At 74.9% G+C, this 12014-nt stretch carries 8 protein-coding genes; 3 read left to right on the top strand and 5 right to left on the bottom strand.

The window, feature by feature from the left end:
* Positions 1-128: 128 nt before the first annotated feature.
* Both AB0O09_RS18840 and AB0O09_RS18835 read right to left on the bottom strand, forming a co-directional pair.
* Entirely contained in the window at positions 129-893 is a 765-nt protein-coding gene (locus AB0O09_RS18840; RefSeq protein WP_344625923.1) for an ABC transporter permease, read from the bottom strand.
* 1 nt (position 894) lies between these two features.
* Positions 895-1926 (bottom strand): ABC transporter ATP-binding protein, encoded by a 1032-nt coding sequence (locus AB0O09_RS18835; protein ID WP_363542762.1) that lies wholly within the window; start codon positions 1924-1926, stop codon positions 895-897.
* A gap of 92 nt (positions 1927-2018) precedes the next feature.
* On the opposite strand from AB0O09_RS18835, the gene AB0O09_RS18830 reads away from it, so the two are divergent.
* Entirely contained in the window at positions 2019-2813 is a 795-nt protein-coding gene (locus AB0O09_RS18830) for an alpha/beta hydrolase (protein WP_363542761.1), read from the top strand.
* 571 nt (positions 2814-3384) lie between these two features.
* Here the strand turns inward: AB0O09_RS18830 and AB0O09_RS18825 are convergent.
* The 3 genes from AB0O09_RS18825 to mce form a co-directional block, all read right to left on the bottom strand.
* Positions 3385-4311: a cellulose-binding protein gene (locus AB0O09_RS18825; protein ID WP_344625927.1), complete on the bottom strand. Its 927-nt coding sequence runs from the start codon at positions 4309-4311 to the stop codon at positions 3385-3387.
* A gap of 107 nt (positions 4312-4418) precedes the next feature.
* Positions 4419-8558, bottom strand: a complete 4140-nt coding sequence (locus AB0O09_RS18820) for a hypothetical protein (RefSeq protein ID WP_363542760.1) — start codon at positions 8556-8558, stop codon at positions 4419-4421.
* A gap of 473 nt (positions 8559-9031) precedes the next feature.
* Entirely contained in the window at positions 9032-9463 is a 432-nt protein-coding gene (gene mce, locus AB0O09_RS18815; protein WP_363542769.1) for a methylmalonyl-CoA epimerase, read from the bottom strand.
* Between the two features lie 296 nt (positions 9464-9759).
* Here mce and AB0O09_RS18810 point away from each other — a divergent pair, with 296 nt between their 5' ends.
* Together AB0O09_RS18810 and meaB are read left to right on the top strand one after the other, a co-directional pair.
* The gene (locus AB0O09_RS18810) at positions 9760-10938 is read left to right on the top strand and encodes an acetyl-CoA C-acetyltransferase (protein ID WP_363542768.1); all 1179 of its coding nucleotides are present in this window, start codon (positions 9760-9762) and stop codon (positions 10936-10938) included.
* An 83-nt stretch (positions 10939-11021) separates the two neighbouring features.
* Complete coding sequence (meaB, locus tag AB0O09_RS18805; RefSeq protein WP_363542759.1) at positions 11022-11984, top strand: methylmalonyl Co-A mutase-associated GTPase MeaB; 963 nt, start codon at positions 11022-11024, stop codon at positions 11982-11984.
* Positions 11985-12014 lie beyond the last annotated feature (30 nt).

Here is a 12014-nt window from a genome sequence, read left to right as displayed (position 1 = left end):
TGCCTGCGCGTCACACCTGACAGTCCTACCGGTTTCCACCCCGAAACGGGGGCAGAACCCGAAGATTGATCACAACATCACACAGGCCCTAGGGGAACCACCCGGGGCGGCCGTGGCCTGAGGGCCGATCAGGCGTCGCGGGTGCGGAGCACCAGGATGCCTCCGGCGAGGGCGGCCAGGGTCCAGGTGAGGCAGATGAGGAAGCCCGCGCCGGGGCCGAACGGCTGGTTGTGCTCCTGGTAGACCAGCAGCATCCGCTGGCCCGCGTAGTCGGGGAAGTAGTGGGCGACCGTCTTCACCTTCGGCACCGCGCCGAGGATCGGCGACAGCAGGAAGAAGAACGGCACCAGCACGCCCAGCGCCAGCGTCTGGTTGTGCAGCATCGCGGTGACCCCGGCCGAGAACAGGCAGATCATCGTCAGGTAGCCGGCCGCGCCGAAGACCGCGCGCAGCACGTGCGGCTCGGTGATCGTCGTGCTGTGCCCGCCGAGCAGCGCCTGCCCGGTGAAGAAGGTGATGAAGACGGTGGCCAGCGCCACCGCGAAGGCCGCCAGGGCGATCACCACGGCCTTGCCGACCAGCAGGGTGGCGCGCTGCGGGACGGCCGCCAGCGAGACCCGGATCATGCCGCTGCTGTACTCGTTGCCGACCGCCAGCACCCCGAAGACCACCATGGCGATCTCGCCCAGGATGATCCCCGCGAACGCGGTGCCGGTGGCGTCGAACGGCGCGTTCTTCGGCGCGAAGTCGGCGAAGTTGTTGTTGGCCAGCGTGCAGATCAGCGCGCCGAGGCCGAGCGTGACGACGAAGGCGAGCCCGAGCGTCCAGACCGTGGAGCGGACGGTGCGCAGCTTCGTCCACTCGGACTGGAGGATCGCGGGGAACGCGGCCATCTCAGTTCTCCTTCTGCTTGCCGCGGGCCTGCCAGTCGGAGCCCCAGGCCGGCGCGGGCGGTGCCGACGGTGCGGCGGGGGAGCCGTCCACGGCGGCCCCGGCCGGGGCCGCCGTGCCGACCGGGCGCGGGGAGCCGGCCTGGTACTCGACCGACTCCGAGGTCATCTGCATGAACGCCTCCTCCAGGGAGGCCTGTTGCGGGCTCAGCTCGTGCAGGGTGATCCGGTGGTCGGCGGCGAGTTCGCCGAGGAAGGCCAGGTCGCCGTCCGGGACCTCCAGGGAGCCGTCCGGGCCGGGATCGGCGTGCAGGCCGGCCCGGTGCAGGGCGTCCAGCAGCAGTTCGGGCTGCGGGGTGCGCACCCGTACCGACGAGCGGGAGTTCTGCTTGATGAAGTCGGCCATCGGCAGGTCGGCGAGCAGCCGGCCGCGGCCGATCACCACCAGGTGGTCGGCGGTCAGCGCCATCTCGCTCATCAGGTGCGAGGAGACGAACACCGTCCGGCCCTCCGCGGCGAGGCCCTTCATCAGGGTGCGGATCCAGACGATGCCCTCCGGGTCGAGCCCGTTCACCGGCTCGTCGAACATCAGGATCTCCGGGTCGCCGAGCAGCGCCGAGGCGATGCCCAGGCGCTGGCTCATGCCGAGCGAGAAGCCGCGGGCCCGTTTGCGGGCCACCGCGCTCAGGCCGACCAGTTCGAGCACCTCGTCGACCCGGCGGGCGGGGATCCGGTTGCTCTGAGCCATCCACAGCAGGTGGTCGCGGGCGGTGCGGCCCGGGTGGACGGCCTTGGCCTCCAGCAGGGCGCCGATGTACGAGAGCGGCTCGGCGAGCTGCCCGTACCGCCGGCCGTCCAGGGTGACCCGGCCGGCGGTGGGGCGGTCCAGGTCGAGGATCATCCGCATCGTGGTGGACTTCCCGGCGCCGTTAGGGCCCAGGAAGCCGGTCACCACTCCGCGCGGGACCGCGAAACTCAGTCCGTCCACGGCCAGCGTGTCGCCGTAGCGTTTCGTCAGCTGGTGCAGCTCGATCATGTCCGCTCCCTCAGTCCTCGTCAGGCTATGACAAAAGGGACATACGGCTGCGGTGGCTGCGTCCCCTCGGCGAGCCGCAATACGGTGGCTGCATGAGCCTCCCCAGCGCGCCGGCCGCGCCCGAGAACGGCACCGGGACCCCGATCGTCCTGTTGCACGCCTTCCCGCTCTCCGCCCGGATGTGGGCCTGCCAGCTGGAGCGGCTGCCCGGCCCGGCCGGCGAGGCCGCCCGGGTGATCGTCCCCGACCAGCGCGGCTTCGGCGGCGCCCCGCTCGGCCGGGACGAGCCCTCGCTGGACGCCGTCGCCGACGACGTCGCCCGGCTGCTGGACGCAGCCGGCCTGGAGCGGGCCGTCGTCGGCGGCCTGTCCATGGGCGGCTACGTCGCCATGGCCTTCGCCCGCCGCCACGGCGAGCGGCTCGCCGGCCTGCTGCTCGCCGACACCAAGGCCACCCCCGACACCGAAGCGGCCCGCGCCAACCGCGAACGGATCGCCCGCGCCGTCGAGGCCCGCGACAGCGTGCAGATCCTCGCCGACGAGAAGATCGAGACCGGCCTGCTCGGCCCCGCCACCGACCCGGCGCTGACCGCCCACGTCCGCGCCATGATCGCCGAGGCCCCGCCGGCGGCGGTCGCCTGGGCCCAGCGCGCCATGGCCGCCCGCGGCGACTCCCTGGAGGTGCTGCGCGGCGTCCGCGTCCCGGCCGCCGTCGTCGTCGGCGAGGCGGACGCCGTCACCCCGCTCGCCGAGGCCCGGCTGATGGCCGAGGCCCTGCCGGACGCCGAACTCACCGTCATCCCCTCGGTCGGCCACCTCAGCTCGCTGGAGGCCCCCGAGACCTTCAACGCCGCCGTCCGCGCCCTGCTGCGCCGCGTCCGAGGCTGACCCGCCGGCCCGGCCGGGGCGGGCGCCGTGCCCCCGCCCCGGCCCGCGGCCCACCGCCGCGGCAGCGACGCCGTGCCGGCCGGCAGCGCGTCCGGTGACCGGGGCGGTCTGCCCGTGCGGCACCCGCAGCGGGATGCACCGGACGACCTCGACGCCGCCGCGGGCCAGCCGGATGCGCACGATCTGCGGGGCGCGGTCGGGCTTCAGGAAGATCTTGTCGGTGTCCGACGGGGCGTCGGCGTCCGGCCCGCGGTCGGTGACCGTCCGGAACTCCCGGCCGTTCAGAACTCCCGGCCCGCCGCCGATCGACGCGGGGGAGCGGTACGTCCGGACGCCGTCGTGGCGCGGGCGCGGGCAGGTCCGCGGCGGAGGCGCTCGCGGAGGCGGCGGTCGGGGCGCTCAGGGCCGGGGCGGACACCGCGAGCAGGGCGGAACGGGTGAGTCGCACGGCCGGTCGGCCTCCCGCACCGCCGGGAACCGGCGCGCGGATCCGGACCGACGGGCGCCGGCCGTCCGGTGAACGACGAAGCGGCCCCCGCCCGGAGGCGGGGGCCGCGTCACGGCACGGGCGTCAGCGCGACTGCTGGACCGGGACGCCCAGGTCGTCGGAGGGCGAGCCGGCCGCGGCCACCGCCGCACCGGTCAGCGTCGCCAGCATCTCGCGGACGTTGGTCAGCTGCGCGTTGATCGAGTCGCGGCGGTTGGTGAGCGCCGCCAGCTCGCGCTCGGACTCGCTGCGGACCCGGTCGGCCTTGGCGTTGGCGTCGGCCACGATGTCCTCGGCCTGGCGCTGCGCGGTCTCCACCGTCTGGCGGGCACGGCGCTCGGCGTCGGTGCGCAGCTTCTCCGCCTCCAGGCGGAGCTGCTCGGCACGGTGCTCGATCTCCGCGAGGCGCTTCTCCGCCTTCGCCTGGCGGGCCGCCAGGTCGCGCTCGGACTGCTCGCGGCGCTTGGCCAGGTTGGTCTCGAACTCCAGGGCGGCCTGCGCGGCCTTGGTGCGGGTCTCCTCGAAGAGGGCGTCCGCCTCCTCGCGCTTGTTCTGCGCGTCCTTGTTGGCCTCGGCCCGCAGCTGCGCCGCGTCGCTCTTGGCCTTGTCGACGATCCGCAGGCCCTCGTCCTCGGCCTTCGCCTTGCGGTCCTTGGCGTAGTTCTCCGCCTCGGTGCGGACCTGCTGGGCGGCCGCCTCGGCCAGCTCGCGGTGCTGCTCGGCGGCGCGGTGCGCCTCGTCGCGCAGGTCCTTCGCCTCCTCCTCGGCGAGGCGGAGGATCTTCTCCACCCGGGCGCCGAGGCCGGCGTAGGACGGCTCCGCCTCGGTCACCGCAGCCTGGGCGGTCTGCGTCTCCAGGTGCAGTTCCTCGATGCGCTTCTCCAGCGCACCGATGCGGGACAGCGCGCTGTCCCGGTCGGCCACCAGCTTGGTGATCCGCTCGTCGACCTGGGCGCGCTCGTACCCACGGCGCACCAGGTCGAAGCCGTGGGGGGAGTGACTGTCGCTCATGGGGATTAGGGCTTCCTGTCGTCAGACCGCTGAGGTGGTTGAGGGAATCCTGACACGTTATCGGAGTGTCATCGGCGAAATGCCGATGAGTCACGGACAATGTCCGCTCAATCGGGTGGCGGGCTTCCGGGGCGATTGCCCCCCGACCGCTGGGCGCCCACACCGGCCCCCGCCCGGGGCGCCCCGTCCTTCCTGTTTCCCCCGTTGGCCTGCTGCACCGGCGACGGCGCCTCGAACGCCTCCAGGGCGGACAGCACGTCCTGCACCCTGGAGATCTCGGTGTTGATGTCCTTGCGGCGCCGCACCAGCTCGTCGAGTTCGCGCTTGCCCTCGTCGGTGATCCGCTTGGCCTCCGCCCGGGCCTCGGAGAGGACCCGCTCGGCCTCCTCCTCGGCCAGCCGCAGCTGCTCGGCCGCGGACTCGTCCGCCTTCTGCAGCCGCTTCTCGGCCTCCTCGGCGGCGGCCTCGATCTTGCCGGAGGCCTCCTCCTCGGCGCCGGTGAGCTTGGCCTCGGCCTTCTCGATCAGCTTCTCGGCACGGTCGGTGGAGTCGGCGAGCTTCTGCTCGGCGCCCTTCAGCAGGCCCTCGGCCTTGCGGACGGCCGCGATCCGGACCTTGCTCGCCTCGGCGGACGCCTCCGACGTCAGCTCGGCGGCCCGCTCCTCGGCCGCGGCGACCAGCTTCGCGGCCCGCTCCTCGGCCTCGGCGACCGTCGCGACGGCCTGGTCCTCGGCCTCGGTCAGCTGCTCCTGCGCGGCGGTGACCAGCGCGTCGACCCGCTCGCCGGCCGACTTCATGGCCTGCGCGTTCTCCTTGCGGGCCCGCTCGTGCAGCGCCTCGATCTCGGCGTCCGTCCGCTCGCGCAGCTCCTCGGCGCGCTCGCGGATCGCCGTCGAGTCCCGGCGGGCCTCGGACAGCAGGGCGTCGGCGTCCGACCGGCCCTTCTCGACCTCGGCCTGGCCCGCGGCCTCGCCGGCCGCGACCAGCCGCTCGGCCTCCTTGCGGGCGGCGGCCACCATCGCGTCCGCCTGCTCCTCGGCTGCCGCGGTGGTCGCCAGCGCCGTGGTCTGCGCCTCCTCGCCGAGCTGCTCGGCGTCCGCGAACGCCTTCTCCAGCACCGAGGTGGCCTGCTCCCGGGTGGACCGGTCGAACTGCTCGGCGGCCTCCCGCAGCTCGATGTCGTACGCGTCGGCCCGGCTGCGGGTGGACGCGTCGTAGTCGTCCGCGAGCCGGCGCGTGGCCAGCGCGTACTCCTCGGCCTCGCCGCGCAGCGCCGCGGAGAACTCCTCGGCCTCGGCGACCGCGGCGGTGGACCGCTCCTCGGCGTCGGCCAGGACGCGGCGGGCCTCGGCCTCCGCCTCGGCGCGCCGCTGCTCGGCGAACTCGACGGCGGCGGCCCGCTCCTTCTGCGCCTCCTCGCGCAGCGCGGTGTCGAAGGCGACCGCCTCGGCACGCTGCTGCTCGACGTCGGCGGCGGCGGCCTCCCGGTCGGCGGCCAGCTCGGCGGAGATCCGCTCGCGCAGCTCGGCCGTCTCCCGCTCGGCGGTCTCGCGCAGCTCCCGGCTCTCGCGCTCCGCGGTGGCCCGCAGCTCGGCGATCTGCCGGGACGCGGCCTCGTGCAGACCCGCGACCGAACTGCGGATCCCGGCGGCGTCCTCCTCGGCCGCGGCGGTGAGCGACTCGGCGTCGGCCCGCGCCTTGCGGAGCGTCTCCTCGGCCTCGGTCCGGGCCTTCTCCAGCTCCTCGGCGGCCTCCGCGGCGAGCGTCCCGGCCTGCTCGCGGGCGGCGTCGAGCGCCTCCGCGGCCTCGGTGCGCAGCTGCCGGGCCTCGGCCTCGGCGGCGTCGCGGACCGCGGCCGTCTCGCTCGCGGTGCGGATGGTCAGCTCGGCGGCCTCGCGCTCGGCGGCCTCCCGCGCGGCGCGGGCGGCGGCCAGCTGCTCGCCGGTCTCCTCCTGCTCGCGGCGGAGCCCCTCGGAGGCGGCCTCCCGCTCGCGGCGGGACTCCTCGCGCAGCGCGGCGGCGTCCGCCTCGGCGGCAGCGCGCTCGGCGCCGGCCCACTCGTCGGTCTCGGCGCGCAGTGCCTCGGCCGCGGCGGCGGCCCCGGCACGGACGGCCTCCGCGTCGGCGGCGGCCTGCTCGCGCAGCCGGTCGGCCTCGGCAGCGGCCTCGCGGCGGACGCCCTCGGCGGCCTCCTCGGCCTCCGCCCGGCGGGCCTCGGCGGCCTCCTCGGCGTCGGCGCGCATCCGCTGCACGTCCTCGGCCGCGGCGCGGCGCAGGTCGGCGGTCTCGCGTTCGGCGGCGGTGCGGGTGTCTGCGGCGGTGGCACGGGCGGTGGCCAGCGCCTCCTTGGCCTCCCGGTCGGCGGCGTCGAGGAGCTTCTCGGCCTCGGTGCGGGCCCGGGCGAGGGTCTGCTCGGCGCGGCCCTGGGTGGCGAGCGCCTGGTCCTTCGCCTCGGCGCGCAGCCGCTCGGTCTCGGCGGCGGCGCCGGCGCGCAGCTCGTCCGCGTCCTTCTTGGCGCGGGTGAGCAGCTCCTCGGCGCTCTTGGCGGACTCCTCGATCTGCACGACGGCCTGGCGGCGGGCGTCGCCGCGGACCCGGTCTGCCTCGGCGGCGGCCTGGGCGCGCAGCTCCTCCGCCTCGGCGCGCAGCCGGGCGGCCTCCTCGTGCATCCGCTCCATCTGCTCGCGGATCGAGGCGGCGTCGTCGAGCGCGGCGTTCTGCGCCTCCTCGACGGCGGCCATCGCCTGCTCGCGCAGCCGGTCGGCCTCGGCGGCGGCCTCGGCGCGCAGCCGGTCGGCCTCGGTCGCGGCCTCCTCGCGGGTGGTGTCGGCGTCCCGGGTGGCCCGGGCGAGCACCTCCTCGGCCCGGCGTGCGGCCTTGGCGAGGTGGACGGCGGCGTCCTTCGCACCGTCGGCGCGGCCGCGCTCCTCGGCCTCGGCGCGCAGCGCCTGGGCGGTGGCCTCGGCCTCGGCCCGCAGCGCGGCGACCTCGCCCTCGACCTCGGCCCGCAGGTCGGCGAGCTCCGCCTCGGCCTCGGCCTTCAGCTGGGAGACCACGGACTCGGCGGTGGCGCGCAGCCGCTCGCTCTCCTCGGCGGCGGCGGCCTTGGCGGCGTCGGCCTCGGCCTGCGCGGTCGCCGCGGAGGCCTTGATGATCTCGGCCTCCTTGGTGGCGGCGGCCACCATCTTGGCGATCTCGGCCTTGGCGGTGAGCGAGCGCTGCTCGCTGGCGGCCTCGCCGTCGGCGACCCGCTGCTCGGCGGCGGCCGCGGCCTCGGCCTGCAGCCGCTCGGCGGCGTCCCGGGCGGCCTTGAGCTGGTCGGCGGCCTCCTGGCGGGCCCGCTCGGCCTCGGCGAGGGCCTCGGCGCGGAGCCGTTCTATCTCGGCCTGGGCGCGGGCGAGCGCGGCCTCGGCGCGCTCCTGGTCCTCCAGGGCCTGCCGCTTGAGCTCGCCGATCTCGGCCTGCGCGGCGGCGAGCCGGCGCTCGGCGGCGGCGTGCGCCTGGGCGAGCTGCTGCTGCGCCTCGTTGGCGGCGCTGCCGCGGAGCTCCTCGGCCTGGGCGCTGGCCTGCTGGGCGTGCTCGGAGGCGGCGCGCAGCAGGCGCTCGGCGTCGGTCTGGGCGCGGTGCAGGGCGGCCTCGGCGGCGGCCTGGGCCTCACCGCGGGCGGCGTCGACGTCGGCGGCGGTCTGGGCGCGGGCCTGGTCGGCGAGCGCGGTGGCCTCGGCGCGGGCGGAGGCCATCATCCGCTCGGCCTCGATGCGGGCCTCCTGCAGCAGGCGCTGGGCCTCCTGCTCGGTGCCGGCCCGGGTCTGCTCCGCCCAGGAGACGTTCTCCTTGACGTGGCGCTCGGCGGAGCGGCGGAACTCGTTGAGCTCCTCCTCCAGCTGGTGGCGCCGGGTGGCGAACTCGGCCTCCAGCCGGGCGGTGCGCTCGGCGGCCTCGGCCATCAGGCGCTGGGTGGCCGCCTGGGACTCGCGCAGCTGGCGCTCGGCGTCGGCGCGGAGCTGCTCGGCCTGCATCTCGGCGGTGCGGAGCAGCTGCTCGGCCTGGCCGGAGACGGAATCGAAGGCGCGCGGCTGAGCCAGCTGCCGTCGGGCCTCGTGCAGCTTGGCCCGGAGCACCTCCACCTGGTAGGCGAGGTCCTCGGCATGCTGGACGGTCTTGTCCCGCTCCTTGCGAGTCCGTTCCATCTCGGCCTCGAACTGGGAGAGGTGATCCTCAACCTCGTAGCGGTCGTTGCCCCGCACTCCGCGGTCCCATCCATCTCCTGGTCGCGTCCTCGACCCGGCCGTACCGACGCCCCATCCCTGCCCCGGGGGCCGGACCGGCTGGTCCTTGCAGCCGCAGCGCCTGCCACGGTCGGAGTCCACCGGCGGTGGCGCGCGGCGGTGCCGCGTTCCCTCGTCCGGGTGGACTCCTGGGCGAACTCTTGCCTAGTGGAGAATGGTGACAGATCCGACCTGCGACTGTTCAGCCGTGCCCGCTCAATGGACTCCCCTGCGGCGGGCCCGACCGGGTCTCCCCGTCCGTGACCGCCTTCGGCCGTGCCCCCGCCGGTCCTCCGGCGTACTGGCGCACCCGGGCATTGTAGTGTGCCCGGCTTGCAGCGGAATGGCCGAGTGGAGGTTTTCCGAGGTTACCGACGGGTCGGGAAGGGGGCCGTTGCGGTACGACCCCCTCCGTTTCCGTGCGGCACCGTCCCGGCCGGCGCCGCTGCGGCTCAGTGCTCCGTGCCGGCCGAGGTCACCAGTTCGGTCAGCACGCCGCCGCAGTCCTTCGGGTGCAGGAAGGTGATCCGCGACCCCATCGAGCCGATCCGCGGCTCGTCGTACAGCACCCGCACGCCCTTGCCGCGGATGTCCGCGGCGTCGCCGTCCACGTCGGCGGTGCCGAAGGCGATGTGGTGCACGCCCTCGCCGTTCTTGGCCAGCCACTTGGCGACCGTGGAGTCCTCGCGGGTCGGCTCCAGCAGCTGCAGGTAGGACGCGCCGCCGTCACCGGTGTCGTTGATCTTGAGCATGGCCTCGCGGACGCCCTGCTCCTCGTTGACCTCGGTGTGGAACACCTCGAAGCCGTACGTCGCGCGGTAGAACTCGACCGTCCTGTCGAGGTCGAAGCAGGCGATGCCGATGTGGTCGATGCGGGTCAGCACGGCGGAGACCTCCATGGTGGGAGTCGACGAGGGTGGGCACCAGTGCAGCGCATGCGGCGGAGCCTTGGCCACCGCCCGCGGTGCGAGCCTGCTCACAGTCTCGCCCCGGAACGGCCCCGCCGGGGCCGCCGGCGAATGTCACCCGGACCGCCGTGACACGGTGTTGACTGGAGGGTGACAGTGCCACTGATCACACCCCGGCGCCGGTGACGCACGGGTTACGGGTCAGTACATTGAGCCGCATCCCCACACCCTCATGGCCGACGCGCGAAGGGGCCCGTCTCATGACTACTTCTGTGATCGTCGCAGGTGCACGCACTCCGATGGGCCGACTCCTCGGCTCGCTGAAGGGCTTCTCCGGCGCCGACCTCGGCGGCATCGCCATCAAGGCCGCCCTGGAGCGCGCGGGCATCACCGGCGACCAGGTCCAGTACGTGATCATGGGCCAGGTGCTGCAGGCCGGCGCCGGCCAGATCCCGGCCCGCCAGGCCGCCGTCAAGGCCGGCATCCCGATGAACGTCCCGGCGCTGACCATCAACAAGGTCTGCCTCTCCGGCCTCGACGCCATCGCCCTGGCCGACCAGCTGATCCGCGCCGGCGAGTTCGACGTCGTCGTCGCCGGCGGCCAGGAGTCCATGACCAACGCCCCGCACCTGCTGCCGAAGTCCCGCGAGGGCTTCAAGTACGGCGCGATCGAGATGCTCGACGCCATGGCCTACGACGGCCTCACCGACGCGTACGAGAACATCCCGATGGGCGAGTCCACCGAGAACCACAACACCCGCCTCGGCATCGCCCGCGACGTCCAGGACGCCATCGCCGCGGCCTCGCACCAGCGCGCCGCCGCCGCCCAGAAGAACGGCCTCTTCGACGCCGAGATCGTCCCGGTCGAGATCCCGCAGCGCAAGGGCGAGCCCGTCCTCTTCAGCCAGGACGAGGGCATCCGCGGCGAGACCACCGTCGAGACCCTCGGCAAGCTGCGCCCGGCCTTCACCAAGGACGGCACCATCACCGCCGGCTCCGCCTCGCAGATCTCCGACGGCGCCGCCGCCGTCGTCGTGATGAGCAAGGCCAAGGCCGAGGAGCTGGGCCTGGCCTGGATCGCCGAGATCGGCGCCCACGGCAACGTGGCCGGCCCGGACAACTCGCTGCAGTCGCAGCCGTCCAACGCGATCGCGCACGCCCTCGCCAAGGACGGCCTGACCGTCGCCGACCTCGACCTGATCGAGATCAACGAGGCCTTCGCGGCCGTCGCCCACCAGTCGATGAAGGACCTCGGCGTCACCGACGAGAAGGTCAACGTCAACGGCGGCGCGATCGCCCTCGGCCACCCGATCGGCATGTCCGGCGCCCGCCTCGTCCTGCACCTGGCCCTCGAACTGCAGCGCCGCGGCGGCGGCACCGGCGCGGCCGCGCTGTGCGGCGGCGGCGGCCAGGGCGACGCCCTGATCATCAAGGTCCCCGCCCAGGGCTGACCGTCCGGCGTTGACCCCGGGGGCGCACGGCGTGGTCCTCCACGCCGTGCGCCCCCGCTTTCCGATCGAGGAGACGGACTCACATGGCCGACGTGGCGACGCTGGTCGAACAGGCGCGGACCGGACACCCGAGGGCGGTGGCCCGGCTGATCTCGCTGGTCGAGAACGCCGCCCCGCAGCTGCGCGAGGCCATGGCGGCGCTCGCCCCGCACACCGGCCACGCCTACACCGTCGGCCTGACCGGCTCGCCGGGCGTCGGCAAGTCCACCTCGACCAACGCCCTCGTCTCCGCGTACCGACGCCGCGGCAAGCGGGTCGGCGTGCTGGCCGTCGACCCGTCCTCGCCGTTCTCCGGCGGCGCGCTGCTCGGCGACCGGGTCCGGATGCAGGACCACGCCACCGACCCCGAGGTGTTCATCCGGTCGATGGCCACCCGCGGCCACCTCGGCGGTCTCTCCTGGTCCGCCCCGCAGGCCCTGCGGGTGCTGGACGGCGCCGGCTGCGACGTGATCCTGGTGGAGACCGTCGGCGTCGGCCAGTCCGAGGTCGAGGTCGCCGCCCAGGCCGACACCACCGTCGTCCTGCTCGCCCCCGGCATGGGCGACGGCATCCAGGCCGCCAAGGCCGGGATCCTGGAGATCGGCGACGTCTTCGTCGTCAACAAGGCCGACCGGGACGGCGCCGACGCCACCGCCCGCGAGCTCAACCACATGCTCGGCCTCGGCGAGGGCCGCCGGCCCGGCGACTGGCGGCCGCCGATCGTCAAGACGGTCGCCGCCCGCGGCGAGGGGGTCGACGAGGTCGTCGAGGCCCTGGAGAAGCACCGCGCCTGGCTGTCCGGGACGGGAGAGCTCGCCGCCCGGCGCACCCGGCGGGCCGCCCAGGAGATCGAGGCGATCGCGCTCGCCGCCCTTCGCTCCCGGATCGGGGACCTGCGCGGCGACCGCCACCTGCTCGGCCTCGCCGAACGGGTCGCCGCCGGCGACCTCGACCCCTACGGCGCCGCCGACCACCTCGTCGCCGGCCTCACCGAGAGCACCGCATAACGGGCGGGGGAAGCGCAACCGGGGAAGTGA

The organism is Kitasatospora sp. NPDC093679, assembly GCF_040683455.1.
Classification (GTDB): Bacteria; Actinomycetota; Actinomycetes; order Streptomycetales; family Streptomycetaceae; genus Kitasatospora; species Kitasatospora arboriphila.
Note: the sequence above shows the minus strand (reverse complement) of the source record. Positions and strands in the feature narration are given on the sequence as shown.

Coding starts and splice junctions, on each gene's coding strand:
- AB0O09_RS18840 (WP_344625923.1), bottom strand. CDS start 893: ATGGCCGCGTTCCCCGCGATCCTCCAGTCCGAGTGGACGAAGCTGCGC.
- AB0O09_RS18835 (WP_363542762.1), bottom strand. CDS start 1,926: ATGATCGAGCTGCACCAGCTGACGAAACGCTACGGCGACACGCTGGCC.
- AB0O09_RS18830 (WP_363542761.1), top strand. CDS start 2,019: ATGAGCCTCCCCAGCGCGCCGGCCGCGCCCGAGAACGGCACCGGGACC.
- AB0O09_RS18825 (WP_344625927.1), bottom strand. CDS start 4,311: ATGAGCGACAGTCACTCCCCCCACGGCTTCGACCTGGTGCGCCGTGGG.
- meaB (WP_363542759.1), top strand. CDS start 11,022: ATGGCCGACGTGGCGACGCTGGTCGAACAGGCGCGGACCGGACACCCG.